Source organism: Ruegeria haliotis (assembly GCF_013377785.1).
In the GTDB taxonomy this organism is placed as follows: domain Bacteria; phylum Pseudomonadota; class Alphaproteobacteria; order Rhodobacterales; family Rhodobacteraceae; genus Ruegeria; species Ruegeria haliotis.
In genome coordinates, this window is the sequence record NZ_JABXWT010000007.1 from 135,947 (window position 1) to 152,454 (window position 16,508).

Annotated in this window: 20 protein-coding genes; 9 read left to right on the forward strand and 11 right to left on the reverse strand. The window is 52.3% G+C overall.

Features of this window, described 5'->3' with window-relative positions:
* Positions 1-272: 272 nt before the first annotated feature.
* The 3 genes from HW561_RS13885 to HW561_RS13895 all read left to right on the forward strand — a co-directional run bounded on the left by HW561_RS13885 (position 273) and on the right by HW561_RS13895 (position 3,592).
* A complete protein-coding gene (locus HW561_RS13885; RefSeq protein ID WP_176865740.1) occupies positions 273-1,346 on the forward strand; it encodes an AraC family transcriptional regulator in 1,074 nt (357 codons plus the stop codon).
* 69 nt (positions 1,347-1,415) lie between these two features.
* A complete protein-coding gene (locus HW561_RS13890; protein WP_328803288.1) occupies positions 1,416-2,162 on the forward strand; it encodes an outer membrane protein in 747 nt (248 codons plus the stop codon).
* A gap of 254 nt (positions 2,163-2,416) precedes the next feature.
* Positions 2,417-3,592, forward strand: coding sequence for an alpha/beta hydrolase (locus HW561_RS13895; protein WP_176865742.1), 1,176 nt, complete (start codon positions 2,417-2,419; stop codon positions 3,590-3,592).
* A gap of 234 nt (positions 3,593-3,826) precedes the next feature.
* On the opposite strand, the gene HW561_RS24305 is transcribed toward HW561_RS13895, so the two are convergent.
* The 6 genes from HW561_RS24305 to HW561_RS13925 all read right to left on the reverse strand — a co-directional run bounded on the left by HW561_RS24305 (position 3,827) and on the right by HW561_RS13925 (position 6,844).
* Positions 3,827-4,141, reverse strand: a complete 315-nt coding sequence (locus HW561_RS24305) for an RES domain-containing protein (RefSeq protein ID WP_176865744.1) — start codon at positions 4,139-4,141, stop codon at positions 3,827-3,829.
* 79 nt (positions 4,142-4,220) lie between these two features.
* Positions 4,221-4,433 (reverse strand): hypothetical protein, encoded by a 213-nt coding sequence (locus tag HW561_RS13905; RefSeq protein ID WP_176865746.1) that lies wholly within the window; start codon positions 4,431-4,433, stop codon positions 4,221-4,223.
* A gap of 100 nt (positions 4,434-4,533) precedes the next feature.
* Positions 4,534-4,824, reverse strand: coding sequence for a hypothetical protein (locus tag HW561_RS13910; protein ID WP_176865748.1), 291 nt, complete (start codon positions 4,822-4,824; stop codon positions 4,534-4,536).
* Positions 4,825-4,913: 89 nt separating this feature from the next.
* A complete protein-coding gene (locus HW561_RS13915) occupies positions 4,914-6,200 on the reverse strand; it encodes an AAA family ATPase (protein WP_176865750.1) in 1,287 nt (428 codons plus the stop codon).
* A gap of 1 nt (position 6,201) precedes the next feature.
* On the reverse strand, positions 6,202-6,699 hold the full coding sequence (locus HW561_RS13920) for a hypothetical protein (RefSeq protein ID WP_176865752.1): 498 nt from the start codon (positions 6,697-6,699) through the stop codon (positions 6,202-6,204).
* On the reverse strand, positions 6,692-6,844 hold the full coding sequence (locus HW561_RS13925) for a hypothetical protein (RefSeq protein ID WP_176865755.1): 153 nt from the start codon (positions 6,842-6,844) through the stop codon (positions 6,692-6,694). Before HW561_RS13925 ends, HW561_RS13920 begins: the two co-directional genes overlap by 8 nt.
* A gap of 570 nt (positions 6,845-7,414) precedes the next feature.
* Here HW561_RS13925 and HW561_RS13930 point away from each other — a divergent pair.
* Genes HW561_RS13930 through HW561_RS13940 form a run of 3 tightly spaced genes read left to right on the forward strand, consistent with a single transcriptional unit; the run spans position 7,415 to position 8,757 of the window.
* A complete protein-coding gene (locus HW561_RS13930; protein ID WP_176865757.1) occupies positions 7,415-7,864 on the forward strand; it encodes a hypothetical protein in 450 nt (149 codons plus the stop codon).
* Positions 7,865-7,867: 3 nt separating this feature from the next.
* The gene (locus HW561_RS13935) at positions 7,868-8,086 is read left to right on the forward strand and encodes a helix-turn-helix transcriptional regulator (protein WP_010443208.1); all 219 of its coding nucleotides are present in this window, start codon (positions 7,868-7,870) and stop codon (positions 8,084-8,086) included.
* A 38-nt stretch (positions 8,087-8,124) separates the two neighbouring features.
* On the forward strand, positions 8,125-8,757 hold the full coding sequence (locus HW561_RS13940) for a class I SAM-dependent methyltransferase (protein ID WP_176865759.1): 633 nt from the start codon (positions 8,125-8,127) through the stop codon (positions 8,755-8,757).
* A gap of 4 nt (positions 8,758-8,761) precedes the next feature.
* Here HW561_RS13940 and HW561_RS13945 read toward each other — a convergent pair whose 3' ends face one another.
* Complete coding sequence (locus tag HW561_RS13945; protein ID WP_176865761.1) at positions 8,762-9,535, reverse strand: prephenate dehydrogenase; 774 nt, start codon at positions 9,533-9,535, stop codon at positions 8,762-8,764.
* Positions 9,536-9,965: 430 nt separating this feature from the next.
* On the opposite strand from HW561_RS13945, the gene HW561_RS13950 reads away from it, so the two are divergent.
* A complete protein-coding gene (locus tag HW561_RS13950; RefSeq protein WP_176865762.1) occupies positions 9,966-10,286 on the forward strand; it encodes a DnaJ family domain-containing protein in 321 nt (106 codons plus the stop codon).
* Positions 10,287-10,697: 411 nt separating this feature from the next.
* Positions 10,698-12,023, forward strand: a complete 1,326-nt coding sequence (locus HW561_RS13955) for a S41 family peptidase (protein WP_176865764.1) — start codon at positions 10,698-10,700, stop codon at positions 12,021-12,023.
* Positions 12,024-12,411: 388 nt separating this feature from the next.
* On the opposite strand, the gene HW561_RS13960 is transcribed toward HW561_RS13955, so the two are convergent.
* Together HW561_RS13960 and HW561_RS13965 are read right to left on the reverse strand one after the other, a co-directional pair.
* The gene (locus tag HW561_RS13960) at positions 12,412-12,951 is read right to left on the reverse strand and encodes an outer membrane protein (protein WP_176865766.1); all 540 of its coding nucleotides are present in this window, start codon (positions 12,949-12,951) and stop codon (positions 12,412-12,414) included.
* Positions 12,952-13,159: 208 nt separating this feature from the next.
* Positions 13,160-13,840, reverse strand: a complete 681-nt coding sequence (locus tag HW561_RS13965) for a CatB-related O-acetyltransferase (protein ID WP_176865768.1) — start codon at positions 13,838-13,840, stop codon at positions 13,160-13,162.
* Between the two features lie 102 nt (positions 13,841-13,942).
* On the opposite strand from HW561_RS13965, the gene HW561_RS13970 reads away from it, so the two are divergent.
* The gene (locus HW561_RS13970) at positions 13,943-14,422 is read left to right on the forward strand and encodes a MarR family winged helix-turn-helix transcriptional regulator (protein WP_176865770.1); all 480 of its coding nucleotides are present in this window, start codon (positions 13,943-13,945) and stop codon (positions 14,420-14,422) included.
* A gap of 381 nt (positions 14,423-14,803) precedes the next feature.
* Here HW561_RS13970 and HW561_RS13975 read toward each other — a convergent pair whose 3' ends face one another.
* Positions 14,804-15,373, reverse strand: coding sequence for a chloramphenicol phosphotransferase CPT family protein (locus HW561_RS13975; protein ID WP_176865773.1), 570 nt, complete (start codon positions 15,371-15,373; stop codon positions 14,804-14,806).
* Positions 15,374-15,409: 36 nt separating this feature from the next.
* The gene (locus HW561_RS13980) at positions 15,410-16,135 is read right to left on the reverse strand and encodes a TetR/AcrR family transcriptional regulator (RefSeq protein ID WP_176865774.1); all 726 of its coding nucleotides are present in this window, start codon (positions 16,133-16,135) and stop codon (positions 15,410-15,412) included.
* Positions 16,136-16,508: the final 373 nt, after the last annotated feature.

Below are 16,508 nucleotides of genomic sequence, written 5' to 3' on the forward strand. Positions count from 1 at the left end.
AGGTAGCGATAGCGCTTCGGCCAACAACTGGAAACTCTCTTTTTATGTTGACCCGGCGGCGGGCCTATCGTTCATGCAGTGATGCCAGTTTGTTAGACTGCTCTCTGCGGGTGGCGTGGTTCAATTCGATTGAGCCTCTACCAGCGAGCGGGCACCTGACTTTTTCATCCAAAAAAGTGTCTTCGGCTTTGACGTAGGTCAGGGACACTAATCTGTGCTGGTCTATGCTTGACGTGCCCGGCCGTTCGTTTGCGGTGTTTTAAGGAGTTATGATGACGGGGCAGGACGCACACGCTCAACACAGAACACCGCCGCTTGCACGTGGGCGGGTTATCGTGCCGCTTTTGGTTGCGTATCGGGAATCCGGTCAATCCATAGAAAACCTTCTTGCGGAATTCGATCTTTCTTTGTCAGAGTTAGGCGCTCCGAATTGCTTTGTTCCGCATGATACAGTCTATGCCGTGTTTGAGGCCGTCGCGCAAAAGACGTCCCCGGACTTTCCAGCACTTGTTGGTCAGACTTCAGATCCAACCGTTTCATCTCCATTCGGGCAGGCTTTTCGCACTGCAAAATCCTTGGCCGACTTCATTGCCAGATTCTGCCTTCATGCAGGAAACAATACAAACGCGGTCACAATGACACTTGATGTGTCCGGAGAGTTCGCCGTGCTGTCAGCTAGACGCAGGTTCACGCCACGCTGTTCGCCCGCCTATATGGATGCGTTTCAGATCAGTCGCTGGGCCACATTGCTGCATGATACCGCGGGTCAGCGTTGGGAGGCGAATAAGGTTCTTGTGCGGGTGAACCGTCCTGATCTGCTTCCGTCCTACTTCTACGGCGTCCGGGCGGTGGGCGCGGGCCCAGACGGTTATTCCATCCGCTTCCCAAGTGCCTGGCTTTTATTTGAACTGGTTAACCGAACCGCGACCGAGTACGTGTCGACCACTCAGGACGAAAAAAACCCTGTGCCTACAGACTTGTTGAGTTCGATCCAAAGCGTTGCCAACTCAATGGTCGGGCGCACGGACTTGTCGGTTACGGCGCTCGCCAAGGCATGCGGTTTTCGAGGCGCGGCTCTAAATCGACGGCTTTCTGCCTATGGGACATCACTGTCGCGCATCGCTATCGAAGCCAAATGTGACCGGGCGAAACACCTGCTTTCCGAGGCTGAAATCTCAGTGGGCGATATCGCTGCTCAGTTGGGGTATTCTGACGCGACCGCCATGACACGGGCCTTCAAGAATTGGACGGGTCAAACACCGTCGGAGTTTCGCGCCCGTGAAATGAATAGCGTTAAGGCATCTGTTCCGATACTCGACCCGGTCGAATGCGATTGTGAAACGTAACAGGAATACGACGCGGCTCATCTTTTTGCCGCGCTTCAAATTTGGGATCGACAAAAAGGGGAGCAGGTCGTGGAATTCACACAGGTAAGGAGTTTCGTGGGCAGCTTTCTGGTTGCGTCGACTACGCTGCTGTACGGATCTCCAGCGGCGGCTCAGGACTCTGGTTGGAGCTTCTACGGCAGCTTCTACATCTATGGCGCGGATACCGAGACAACCATTGGCCCCTTGGAGTCGGAACTGAGCTTCAGCGACGCACTTAATAATCTGGACCTCGCCTTTATGGGCACGGCTGAGGCGCGACACGGTCGATGGTCACTGATCGCAGACTATATGCGCACAGATCTGACATTTGAAGGCGACACCCCTGGCCCGGTGTTCAGCGGCGCAGAAACGAGCCTGAAGACACAGTTCTTCAGCGGGTATGCGGCGTACACGGTCTATCAGGACCAAGCTCTGGGTGTCGATCTCGGGGGTGGGTTTCGTTGGTTTGATACCAGCAGCACAATCATTCTGGTCGGCGGCCCCACCTCGGCCCCAAGTTCAAAATCCAGCGACGATTGGATCGACCCCTTGATTGCAGCCCGCATCTGGTATCAGATCAATGACCGCTGGTCGGTAATTGCCTTGGCCGACTATGGCGGATTTCGCTCAGACCGCGAAACGGCGCAATTTGTAGCTAAGGCGGGTTATGCCATCGCTCCAAAGTGGAATTTACGCGCAGGTTATCGCTACATCATGGTCGACAAAGGTGAAGGTGACAGCAAGTTCAAGCTCTCACAATCCGGACCCGTGTTGGGTGTGACCTACAGCTTCTGAGTAAGGGCATTATGCGAAAGGCGGCCATGCCGAACACAAACAGGTCTGAAGTATCGAAGTTGCGCCAAGGCGCGAGAAGCGGTGCCGACATGCTTGGGACAAACAATTGCAGCCGGATGCGAACAGTCGGACAAAGGCAATTGAGGAAAGGAACGACGAGGCGACTGATTACCAGAGCTTTGCCTGCGGCAACCGTGTGTTCGTTCTGTGTCCTCGCTGCCTGCGGGCCAAATATCTATGACGAAATTGAACTGATGCCCTCCCCAACGGTCTATGCCGAGGCTGCTTTTGACCCTTACAAGGACATCACGACAGACAATTTCGCGCAGCGTTCGCAGCTATTCTACGCCACAGATCGGCTGCCCGCGGTTCCCGGCGACCCACAAGCCTATTACAACAATGAGCGCGGTCACATTCTGCGCACCGGCGTTGCCGATGTGCAAAGCAACCCCCCACTGGCGACGTTGGAAAAGCTTCGCCACGTTACTATGACGCGCGACCGCGCTAAGGACTACACGCTCAGCTTATCTGACGTACAAGAGATTGGTGTCATGCCGTTCAGCGTCACGCGCTACATGAACGATCCACCTTCGCAACAGGAGATGAAGGCAGCCGGTCTTCGGTTTGCCCAACGGGTTGACGATCACCTTGCAGCCTCTCGCAACAAAGACATTTTCATCTATATCCATGGCTACAATGTCGATTTTGATTACTCGACCCTTGTTTCCAAAGAGTTGCAGCACTTTCTGGGCTATCAGGGCGCTTTTATCAGCTACAACTGGCCCGCTACACCCAAACGCCTGGCGTATTTTCGGGATCAGGAATCTGCATTGGCGACGCGCCGCAATTTGCGGTCTCTCGTCGAATACCTGTCGGCAAACACCAACGCCCGGCGCATTCACCTTATAGGATACAGCGCTGGGTCGAGGCTCGCATTTGAAGCCGCCTATCAGATTGCTTTGCGGCCTGGGCCAAAGCCACGGCTGGGACGGCTGATCCTGATCAGCAGCGATCTTGATCGAAGCTACTTTTTGCAATCAATTGGAGACGGCCTTCTGGATGCCGTTACAGATGTGACACTCTATCAATCGCAGACCGATTCAGCGCTGGCGATGTCACGGTTGGTCTTCGGTCGCGACCGCCTGGGTCAGGTTTCCGATGAAGCAATAAATGGGTCTCTGTTCCAGCGCCGACTGTCTGAGATGAAAACCCTACATATCATCGACGTGACCGAGGCCGAAGCGGCCGATACAGGAAACGGGCATTGGTATTTCCGATCTTCGCCATGGGCCAGCAGTGACCTGTTCATTTCTCTGCTTACAGACCGAGATCCTCAAGCGCGCGGGCTTGTGCGCGCTTCGGGCGAAGCTGTCTGGAGTTTTCCACCGAACTATCCGCAGACACTACAACGCCATCGAAATGGCGGCTAGTACTGGGATTCCAACGGGTGAGAACCACTAGAACCAGATTTTGATTATATTCTATGAGCCTGACAACGCACCTAGAATGCCAGCGCAAAGCTGACGTTCGAGCAACGCGCAGCATTGGTTGAAGTGGGCTCATTCGTTGAATCCTCTGCGCCACACGCAAACGGCCGCTTTGTCGAAAACTCTTAGAGTGACATTTCGCTTTGTGCTGCAATGGACCCCTATCATGGGGCTGCCCTATGTCAGACTGTGAACAATCACCTTCCCGGTGGGTCTCACGTCAATGTCAAAGTGACGCGCCTGAGTTACATCTAAGATCGCTGGCGACACAAAACACACCCAATTGTCGTGACCGGCGCGCCTGGCGCTTTGGTAGCGAATGCCAATCACGCCTTGATCGTCACCATTTGTTCGAACATGAGAGCTGAACTTCTGCGGTTCTGGATATGTGCTGTCGTCTGGATCGTGAAATTCCGGATGGATAAGGCTGAACTCACAGCCGCCTCCAACGGAAGCGGCAGGAAACTCACTTTGGGTCGATGCGAAAGCCATTGAATTGAATTCAACAAGCTCATCCGCCTTGGCGCAAATTTCTGGTCGTTGGGCACGTTGTGAATCCCCTGAGCCAACGTTACGATTTGTCGGTTTCGGACTGCCTGACGCTGGGCCGATCCATGACGCTATCGAGCCGCGACCAGTCGATGGTTCGCATCAACTCTTTCACAGCTTCTGGGTCTACCATCCTGTCCTGACCGCTATTTTGCACAACATGGCCCACCAGCCAAAAGCATAGGCCGCCAAGACCAAGGGATATTGTAAGGCTGATCAGGGTTTCGGTGCTCATAGTTTACCATACCACACATTGTCTTTCTCGCCTGATCAGATGATCGATAACCCGATCTCTTTCGTGATCTTTTGAGAATTGAAGCGGTCACTGACCGGCCTCAATCAGAACTGCTAGCCGTAATCGACGGTGTACCTTCTTGCACCGCGTCGGCTGCATTACCCTCACCAACGGCCAACTCGGCAATCTTGCGGACCAGATGCCAGACACTCGTCCTTCGTGGGTGATCTCTCACCCAACCTGTTACATCAGCGGCTGGGATGTCGAGTTTGGGTGCGGCGTGCTCTACCGCCCGCACCTTGTAATCGCTGATGTCTGCCAGCATGGACATGTTGCCTGCGTTGGCTTCCGCGATTGGTGTCTGATTCGCATAAACGACAATTCTAAGCATCTTGGCCCTCTCTCAGTTGTCTTTGTTCACAGGCATCGAGCTGATTACTCGGTCGCTCTGGCTTCCTCATGGAGGCTGCATTACCCGGTTCAGTTCCATCTCCGGCGCTTTAGTTTCTGATGCAGAAGCCCGCGTACAAACCGGTGCAAAACCCGTACCGATTTGTGCTGTTTGAAAGTCTCGACCAGAGCTTCCACATCGCCCAAATCAAGCGAAAAGAACTCACGCCTTAGCCCGAGCTCGGCAGCGTACTCGCCTACCATGCTTCTGATAACCGCTGGCAGTTGCTCCGGCGTTGGCACCGGGATGTCATAGATGGTGCAACGGCTGCGTAGTGGGGCAGGAATGCACCCCAGATCGTTTGCCGTCAGGATCCAACTCACATGCGCGGCATTCACATCAGCAGCGAGATATTTTTCCCGATATCTCCGAGCCTCCATCGGTTCCAACATGCCAAGGAGTTCACCAGTGATGTCCCCGTTGCGGCCGGCATGCGTTTTGTCGATCTCATCCAGAATGATGACAGGGTTCAGTACACGCGCCGTGGCCACGGCCTCCGTGACGATGCCCGCATGTGCGCTGCTCCAGCCAGCGCTGAGGCCAAACAGATGGTTCTCTGACTTACCCCCCACATTGGCGATCTGCACATGTAGTCCAAGTGTCTTGCAGACCTCCCGGGCCAGAGCTGTTTTGCCAACGCCCGCTTCGCCGACGAGCAATGTTGGTTGAATGTGAATGATGTTCGAACCCATGTCCCAGGCTCGCTCGATTCCCTCGGCAATCCCTTCGATGACGTGATCGCAATGTGGGAACCGGTCGGAGAGTGAACGAAGCTTGTCGAGATCCGCCAGCGCCCTTAGGCGAGCAAACTGGTCGCTCCATTCTGTAAGCTGCTGGATGTGTTTTGGCATCTCCTTCCGGAGGTTGGGCGGCAGATACCTGAAATCCTTTTTGTCGACGAGATACCGAGCGAGCGTTACGTTCTTGCCAGCTCTGGTTTCTGGAGAGTTTGCCTTGGCATGGGCCTCAGCGATGATGCGCATGACATCCAGCCAGATATCCCGGCTCACCATCTGGTTCACCGCGTCAGCGGCAAAGAGTGCCAGGGTTGGTTCAATTTCTTCCAACCGTGCAATCTCGCTTAGCCGCCAGTCTTCGGACTCATCGCAGTAGGCCGCGGCTTCCTTGAATCGTTTGCGCAGCACGTCCCCAAGATCGTCGGCACTGGCATTCTGTAGAACCATCTGCTTGACGCACAGCCATTCGTCGCCGGATTCCACAAAGTTTAGAATACGGCGCAACACGTCCGCCTTGTCGTGGTCAAAACCCGCCAGAGCAAAGACCTCGCCGTCTACCCATGTTGTATCACCTCCCATTTCACCAGCCCTTTGACACGCAGGCAGGGCATCTGTGGCCGGACACACCCCAGGCAATTTGCCCGAGATAACCGCAACTGCGGCACTGAAGGGCTGCACTTTTTGACCGTAGGTTCAGCCCGGCTTCGGGAAATTTCTTCAGCCGCTCGACTGCGGCTTCATGGGCGTGCCAGCAGCAGAGGTTGGCATACCAGAAGCCGATGCATTGAGGCCGCGAGACGTTGCCGCAGCGCTTACAACTCCTGTCAGCTTTCCGGACGGCTTCCTCCAAGCTGGACTGAATGAACGGGTCTTCAATAGCGCAACCCAGGTAAATTCGAAGCGCGCCATATTTCTGTTTGATCTGGCTGACCGAGGGGTATGTTTTTTCCTCGTTGTCACAACGAGCTTTGATGTCTTCAAAGCATTCCGTGACAATCTGAATCCAGCCCAGATTGTCTTTTGCCAGGTGTTTCTCAACCGAGCCGCGGATGTCGTCATAGTCGAACCCGTCATCCATGGGTGTGCTCCGCTTCTGCACTGACATCGGGTTTTACGTCTAAATCACTGTCGCGCAGCGAGGCAACGAGCCGGTGCAAGCCTTCTTTCGTTTCCGCTGCCACGGCAGCCCTAAGGTCTTCAGAGTTATTGAATTTCAATGACATGCTTTGCCTCCAGGGGATGGTAGGAGGCGTCGGGATCGAACCGACTCGTGCACTCTAATCTGGAGCAATTACAAGGATATAAACCTCGCCCGCATACCAATGCTGCCTCCCACAGGTTTCGTGTGGGGTATCGACCTCAGGCCGATATTCGTTGGCAGATGTTGCGAACGTAAGTCATGAGCCAAGGCTGCGGGAAACTGATGCTCGGCGTCAAGACCATGAATGAAGTTTTTGGATTTTCACCGCGTAGTTCCGGGACCCTTCTGCCAAAACGTGTGTGAATTGGCATCACTCAACCTTGCGATAAAGTCGTCGTGAGCCAAGTCAGTCTGTTTTGAGCACTTTGATTCGCAGTCCCTTGCGGCCTGGTTGCAGTCCAAATCGCGCGAGCTATGAGCGTACAAACGTCTGAATTGGTAGCGTCAATAGATGCCCAGTCTCAAAGCCAACGCCAGAAACGCGATTACATGATGTGTAAAGAATATTTGACACAGAGTATGGTAATGCATACATCATGTATTAGATACTGGACACTCGCAGATTGAATGCTGCACTCTGGAGACCTCAGATATGACCTACCAAGATCGCAACACTGTCGTCTCAATCTTCGTGAATCTTGCTGTCAGTGCCTTCGTCGTTTTTCGGCTTCTGGACATGAATGCCTCTGGGATGTTCGATGGCCCTGATGCCGTCAACAATTGGGCCCGTATGGTCATCTGGCTAATCCCGTTGGGTATCGTCGCTACCGTAATTGGCACAATTTTGTTCAATATCGGTTTTGCAATTGTCACACGCGAACCCAAGCCCAGTTTCGTCGTCGATGAACGTGACAAACTGTTCGAACGCCGCGGTAGCCTCGCGATCATTGTCTTCGCAGGTGCAGGCTTTGTCTCTGCCGTCCTGGCCCTGGCCTTCAACGCATCAGCTTTGATTGGGTTTAATATTATCTATTTCGGCATGGCATTCGGGTCTTTTGCGGCAGATATCGTCAAGTTTGTTAGCTATCGGCGCGGGTATTGAGCGATGGGAAAACTCAAGATCACCAACAACATCAGACGGCTAAGGTTTGACGCCGACGAAATGACTCAGAAAGAGCTCGCCGAAAGAGTTGGTGTCACCCGGCAAACAATCGTTGCCATCGAAAATGCAAAATATTCACCAACGCTTGAATTGGCGATCCTGATTTCCCGGGTCTTCGACAAGCCCCTCGAAAAAGTCTTCGACATCCAAGACGCCAGTTAAGTCTTCGCGACTGCAACACATTATTCCAAGGAACAGATATGCTTATCCATCCACCACGATTTTGGAACATGATGGCACGTTCATATGCGCGCCGCCCCGTCGGAAACCAAGCTGCCTACGAATACAAGCTCGACTTTACCGCGAGGCATCTTTCTCCTCAGGATCGCCTCCTGGAAATCGGTTGCGGCACGGGAACGACGGCACTCATTCACGCTCCAAACGTCGCTCATATCGACGCCATCGATTACTCTTCAGAAATGATCTCAATTGCTCGGGAGAAAGCCAAAGAACAGGGTGTTGGGAACGTGAACTTCGAAGTAAGTGCGTTCGATTGCTGGCCCATTCGGGTGAAGGATCAGAAGTATGATGCGGTATTGGCTATGTCGGTACTGCACCTGGTGCTGGATCTTGACGAAGCCTTGGAGCGGGTTCGAGGCTCATTGAAAGAAGGTGGCCTGCTCTTCAGCTCGACAGTTTGCCTGGAAGGCATGGAAAAATACGCCATACCGGCCCTCGGGGCCATTGGTTTGTTGCCCAAAATCCGTGTGCTTAGCCAAGAAATCCTTGTTGAGCGAATGCAGGCGTTCGGATTCAGCGTCGAACACAAATGGCGCCCGGAGAACGGTTCGGCCGCATTCATCGTCGCGAGGAAGGGAGTTGGGAGCAGGTAGCTACTCAATCGTGCTTCTCGCTGTCTTCCAGAATAGAGCTCAGTTCGAACGCCAAACCAAAGAACCTTTGCCTGACCTCTTTTGCGTAGGGGTTCGCGTTCTCAATAGCCTCAAAAACCTCCGGCGCGTCATGCTGTACCATCGAGATTGCTTCTGAGATCAGGTCAAAGCTTTTGGTCGTCATGCGAGACGGTAAAGGGCCCATGCGCAGCAACACCTTAGCAATCAAATGGGTAATTCCTTGAACAGTTGCCGCATCCCTGTCGTGCTGGTCCGGTGTCGTCATTATGACGTGAAGGCCTAGGTATTTTCGTAGAAAAGCTGCGACAAGGGAATAGTGATATCCGCGTATTGGACAAACAGCGATCTTTAGGCCTCTGATACCGTTGCGGGCGCTTTGCGGGCCGAACAATGGATGGGTTGCGACGATACTGACATATTCTGGAAGAAACCTATCCATAATCTCAGAGGGCTCAACTTTTACCGAACCAACATCAACTATAATCGCACCTGGACGGCAGATCGCAGAAATGGATTTAACTACGCTCTCAAAGCTTGAAACAGGTGAAGCGATTACAATCACGTCGCACTTCGCAGCTTGATCAAGAGAAGCAAGTGTCACGCCGAGTTTCGACACGTCTTCTCCCAGGTGTGGTGACGGATCATATGCAAGCAACTTGAATTTCTGATTCAAATGTTTGGCAATCAGCTGCCCAAATGCGCCGAAACCGATGATACCGACGGATGTCGTGGCTTTTTCAACTGTCGAGTTTTTCATCTCATGACCTCAAAAACTGCCGCCTGGCAAGAGATCATTTCGTGTTAAGACCGCTGTCAGGGCAGCGGAAAATTCACAGTGAAGCGTCCGCAGCTATGCTAGCTGAGGATAATACCCTTTGAAAGTGTCGAACGCTTTCATCATGTGTATCGAACTAGTTCACCATACAGGTTGAAGTCAACCATTTGCATGGGAACAGTTCAAAGCTGATGGTGTCTGCTACAGCTACCGAACCTCGACTCGCCTAACCCCGTAGTGCCAGGCAATACCAAGCAAAGTGAGCGCGCCGGTTTGGGCGCGCGCACCTAACAATTACGGAAATACCCATTCTTGAAGCGGGGAAGTTTGATATACAATCCGTCAACTCAGTTGACATATAACAATTCCATCCATATATGCCCAGTGTAAGACATTCTTCGGAGGAAGATCCATGAAGTGGCGAACTCTGATCGAGAACCAGATCCACAAAGCACAAGCGGGAGGGCAGTTGGAAAACCTGAAGGGTGAGGGGAAGCCTTTGTCACTGCGCGACGCCGGTAACATCGTTTCAACTGGTTTCGGGATCATGGCGGAAGCGGGTGTATTGCCAAACGAAATCGTTTTGAAGAAAGCAGTGGAGGAGCAACGGAAAGTATATCAAGAAACCACGGATCTTACTGCAAGAAAAAAAGAAATGTGCAAATTGGCAGACTTGCAGATGCGCCTGTCCATCGAACAAGAAGCCCGTCAAAAATTCTACAAAACGACGTAACTGGCGGGAACCTGGATCGTATTGGATCCAAAATAACATGAGACTGTCATATAAAGCCCATATGACCCCAGAGATAGAACGCAGGCCAGGTAATACCCAGATGAATTCAACAGACCTCGGATTTTCGTTCAAACAATCCAAGAACGGCGACGTGTCCATAACTCACAATGGCAAGCGGGCGGCGACGCTCCGAAAAGAAAAGGCTGAGTGGTTTCTTGAGGACATGAGCAACCTGAACTTCGAGGGTCAGCAACAGGAAATGGCTCGCTTGACAGGAAACTACCGGAGGGGAAATGAGCGAACCGCCAAGCAGCACCCACGCAATCGATAGCGCGTTTGTGGCGCTGCATTTGAATATCGACCCCACCAAGCTCGTAGGGTCGGTATGAAATCCCCTAGGTCTGTCAATTGATGAAAAAGCTCACGTCTCGCATACTTGCTTCACTGTTGGTTGCAGGGACTATTTCTGTTGCAGCGTCCTGGTTTATCAATATGCCTCCCAAGGAAATGTTGGGAACCTGGGTTGCTCCTGACTACGGTCAAGTCATGCGCATTACCAGACTGCGCGCCGAAGTGTATAGAACAACAGCTGTCAGTTGCTTTCGAGAGTATGCCTTTCCGGCGCATTTGGGTCTGGTGAAACTTATTGCGGGCGCCTCAATAGAGCGCCGAAATGACATGCTGGAACTTAGCGTTGATGGCGTCGTAGAGCCAATCCGACACACTCGTTCCGAGTTTCCCTCTGAATGTGCCGAACCTGATCATACCGAACGTGGCGCGATCCATACATTTGACGTCTTTTGGTCTGCGATGGTTGAGCATTATCCATTTTTTGATCTTCACAATGTTGACTGGGACACACGCAGGGAACTGGCACCTTCATCTGATGACCTCAGTGATGTTGAGCTTTCTTTTCTGCTTAAGCAGGCAACGCACGGGCTCGATGATGGACATGTTCAGTTATCAATGGGGGATCAGGGGTATTTTTCTCCAGAGGAAGACCCGAGCTGGCTGAGAGCCAATCCGTCGCTGACCCGCAAGCTCCTCTGGCAGACCGCTTTGAGCCAGGCAGAGATTCCAGTTCAAGGCCTGGAGGGTTTCTCAATCCGCTACGGTTTGCACTCCGATGGCATTGGATACATCGCGATCAAGGAAATGGAAGTGCAGAAGCCTATTGGGCAATCGTCACACGAAGCCGCATCCAGAGCGTTCCAGCAAGTTGTAATGGACCTTCAGGATGCCAAGGGGATTGTTGTCGATGTGCGCTATAACCCTGGTGGTTCAGACAGCGTAGCGGTGGCGATTGCAGAGTATTTCCTGCAAACCCCGGTAACCGCATTTAGTAAAAGATCGTGGCAACAGGAAGGGTTTTCCGAACCATTTCAGGTCACAGTTCACCCGGCTCAAGGCCCCAATCTCGCGCAACCAATTGTTGTTCTGATTAGCGAACTGACCGGAAGTGCAGCTGAGATATTTACACTGATCATGCGGGAGCGGCCGGAAACCACGATCATAGGGACGAGGTCGTCTGGCGGATTGTCCGATGTGCTAGAGTTCACGCTGCCGAACGGTTGGTTGCTTGGACTGTCCTACCAGGAATATATATCCGCTCAAGGTGAGGCATTTGAGGGTATCGGCATCCCACCCGGTATTTTTGTTGAATTTGATGCTGACGGCATAATCTCAGGCACAGACGCTTTGGTTGAGACGGCAGTGCACCTATTAGGTTCGAACTAGCGTGTTTGGTAGTTTGCGATATGGCTACATCGCTCTGTTCGGCGATCACCGCTCTTACGGGAAGGAGAACGCATGAAATCACCCAACCCGGTTATCGAGCATGCCCGTCTTCGACATTTTTGATCCGTTTTGGGTTCTTGCTATTGAGAGCATCGGCGATGCGCGCAAGGCCGGAATAAATTGCTCCACCCAATACGCAAGCACTGACAATAAGTCCGGAAAATAGAATAATCGAACTTGGTTCCACAGCGAAATTCCTTCAGGCCGCGAGTATCGCACTTGCATTGCCGGTGGCCGGCCAGAGGGGATGCCTGCAAAAGAATGATCTCCATTGCAGGCACCAACATCCGAATTGGTTTTGGCCTCAAAGGCCCTAAAAGGTTCAAGATTAGAATTGATATGACACACCGAGAAGGAGCGTGGTTACGTCTACATCTACGTCCGCACCCGATGACTCAAAATCAAAGCTGTCGCGGAGAAGTTCGGCGTTAAGAACAATACTCTCTGTCGCTTTGTAGCCCACCCCAAGCCCGTAAGTAACACCGCTTTCATTCTTGCCATCAAGATCGATGTGGGAGTAGCCCAGAACACCATAGAACATGGCAGCGCCCACGCCGTATCCTGCTTTGAGTTTCAAGCGCGTTGTGTCCATGTCTTTTGATGGACCAAAGGCAGAAAACTCAGCGGTGCTATAACTAAGTTCACTTCCGACAATCCAGTTGTTTGCCAGGCTATAGTTGTAGCCGAGTTGCAACCCGTAGACTGCTGAATGGTCACTTAACTTGGCTGAGCCACTTGAAAGGTCACCGTCGGCAGCGCCAAAATGAATGCCCGCGTATACCCCGGCCCAATCGTCATCTGCCGTCGCGATACTGGGCGCGATCATCACAGCTACGACCGATGCGATCATTACTGATGTATTTCTCATGTCTTCTTCTTTCTTGTCTTGGCACGACGTGTCGTCGTGCGCTTTTGGTGGTCAAAATGTTTGTTAGGGTTGTTGGCGCAAGCGCCCTTAGGACTGGCCCAGCTTCAGGCAACACTGATCTGTAACGGGTCGAAACCCGCAAGAATGCAGCACCATTTCTGCGTAGTTGAACTGGAGTTATATTGCCTGGACTTAGCTGAAGTGGCTTTTACTCTAGAGCCCTATCTTCGTTGCATCTTGTCAAAGCAGCGACATCGCCCTGCTCAATCAAATGCAGGTTTTTTGCGATCTTCTCCGGAGTCCAATACCACCAGGCGATCTCGAGGAGTTTGGAAATTTCCGGCGGTTCAAACCGCATCCGAATGACCTTTGCCGGGTTTCCAGCGACAACTGCAAAGTCTGGAATTTTTCCGCGAACCACGGCTCTTGCAGCAACGATCACACCACATCCAAGTTCTGCACCGGGCATCAACACGGCTTCTCTGCCTATCCAGCAATCGTGACCAATTTTGGTGTCTCGACCTCTTGGCAAAGAATTCCGGTAGCCTCCGATCCGTTCACGATCAAAGACGGCGAATGGAAATGTTGAGATACCCGTCATCGGATGATTGGCAGTCGCAGTAATGAATTGCACACCCTGAGCAATTTGACAGAAACGACCAATACTCAACCTCTCCGGTGCTCCCGGATATAGGTAAGGTGCCAAGGTTTCAGCATAGTCGTCCGGTAGACTGCGATCATTGTAGTATGTCCAGTCACCGACATCGATATTTGGATGATCTATGACCTCCGACAAAAACACTGTCGCGGGATCATGAGTGCCATCCCGAAACACAAGCGGGTTCCGGGATCTTGGATCAGGCAGTGTTACACGCTTGTCATCAGGCATCAGTTGGTTCCGCCGCTGGAGTTTTGGGGCCATGTCGGGTAAATAGGTCGCTAGAATATTATTGTCAACTGAGTTGACAAATAACGCAAGGGAAACCCGCAAATGGCAAATGACACAGATAAAATGTCGCCTACTGAGATGCTGTATGCCGGGATGCAGTTGACGAGGCCCTTGCTGCGCAACATCACCGCACGCGTCGAAGCAGACCTGGACGGCACAGGCATTAGTGTCGGAGAACGCGCCATTCTCGAGGTATTATTGGCGGTTCAACAGGCAACAGCCCCTGAAATCACTCAGATTCTACAAGTGAAGCGACAGTTGGTCGGGCGCTTGCTTAAGGATCTTGTTGCACGGGGACTTCTGAAAAGCATCCCAAACCCTCAGCACCGAACCTCAAATTTCTATCGCCTCACAGAAGAGAGCAAAGCGGTGATTGAAGGGATACGCTCGACAGAGATGGCTCGTATGACGCAGTTTGTTGAACGTTTCACAGATGAGGAAATCCGTGCCTACTTTGTCGTTCAGAGCACAATCAACGACGTCATGATCTCGGGCTATGGCGAAAACGACGCTTCAAACTAATCTGATCCAACAGATGCCAGGACTAAACATCTAGCAACGGCGAGTTTTCGCGATGTAGTTTTCGGATTGAATTCCGGGCAACTCTCGGATGAAGTTGCTATGCAATGTTATCGCTGATGAGTGTGTAAGTTTGCGCCGGAAAAATAAGGCAGTTCCGTCTAAAATTTCGAGTAAAGCTGTCAACGCTCATCAGGGTAACTTCCAGGACATGTGTCTCCGTCCTGCCGCCAATTTAGAGACATTCGGTACGGCGCGAAGTGCGTTCGTCATTTCCAACCACACGTTTAGAGACATTGGATTGTTCAAGCGTAGGGCAGATGTTCAGACGCTCTGGTGGTTGTATTGACGTGTTCAGTGCGACCAGAGGCACACCTGCGAAAATCACAGTTTCAAGCCTGCTTTTATCAGCTCGGCGCATACTTGCGGGGATGTATTTGCGGTGTTGATAGACAGATCATAAGTCATACCTTCATGGACGCGCTCGAATTGCCATCTGGATAGTCCGATCTTTCGGTCTCCGCGATTTCGTTCCCTTTCCTCAAGGGTTTCCAGCGGTGCAAAAACCCCAACCATGTAAAAATCATATGGCTCCAGTAACGTCCGATATTCAGACACTGCGCTCGCTGACCCAGACTCCGTATCTCCAAACAGCACCTCGTCAACGATCAGGTTGTTCCCGACACTTGCCATCGCGGCAACTGACCGGCGCATTCCGGATAGTGCACGCTTAGCAATGGGCCCGGTTCTGGCAAAGGTTGTCACCCTCCCGGCTTCGACACTCTCTTCAAAGCTCAGCCCGTTTGGCTGGCCCTCGAGGCGACTTGGCAACATTGCAAGGAAAGCATCCATTTCAACATGCAAAAACGATTGTCTGGTTATGTTCTGGAGCGCTTTTGCGACAGAGCTTTTCCCAACGCTTCCGACGCCATTTAGCAGTACTATTGTCGCCATTTGTCTATTAGCTTCCTAATCGCTGTCTAGGCCAGATTAGTTTGCCGATGGAGGAGTTGCGGGCACAGTTGCCATGGTAACCTCCACTGCTTCTGGCCAGCCGAAATCCGTTGTCCCGTCCGGCAATCCCAGAATGCGGTCGAGTGTGAGAAACTGCATGTCGATTGCCGCCTGCAACTTCTCCGCGGCATGATCGGCTGTGTCAGATCCCCGTGCATCAATCGCGCGCAACAGCGCGAGATCAATAAAGGTGCTTTGGAACAAAATGAGTTCTGCGGCAGTATCAACATCTGCGACAGTAAACGTACCCTCATCACAGCCTTTCTGAATGATCCCGGTCAGGATGGGCATAGCACCGGTTCTGACCCTGCGCTTGAACTGTTCAAGCAGAACCATGTTTTTGTCCTGATTCATGACCCGGAAAAATTCAACCTGACCAGGGTAGTCATGTTCACGTAAGTAGTTGGCCCGCAGGTGGATAAAGCTGTGCAAAAGGTTGAGCGCAGAGGAGGTCTTATCAGAGGCAACAACAGCCATCTGCGAAAAGACACCCTCTGCCATTCCGTCCAATACGCCGAACAACAACTCGTCTTTAGATTTGAAGTGATGGTAAAACCCGCCCTTTGAGACGCTCGCCATATCCAGCACATCTTGTATGGTCGTATCCTCGAAGCCTTTGGAAAAGAACAACATCTGCGCGCACCCCAGCAGCTGAGCACGCCGTTCTTCGGGCGGCATGTTCTTTCGCTTGGTAGATTTCATACACTTTCCTCTTGCAAACCGACCGGCGGTCTGCAAATACAGACCCGTGGTCGGTTTGTACCCCGACTCACCTGGCAGAGCAATGTAATTCACCTGCCAACCCGAATTTAACGATGCGTTTACGCAGCCAAACTCCGCAAGCGGTAGTGCTTTGCGGACCCGGTTGAGTTGCGCGCACGATGCAGGATCGAATGTCATGAATGCTCTTGTCTGTGGAATTACTTCGCCATCCGAGTTGCGTCGAATGTCTCGCCTGGCGGGTATTCGCGAACTGCTCGGGATTCTGATCACAAACTGCTTGAAGCAGGAGCCCCCAATGCAACGCACAATTCAATCAGGATATGGAAAGGCCATGAAAAAATCCGATAAATCA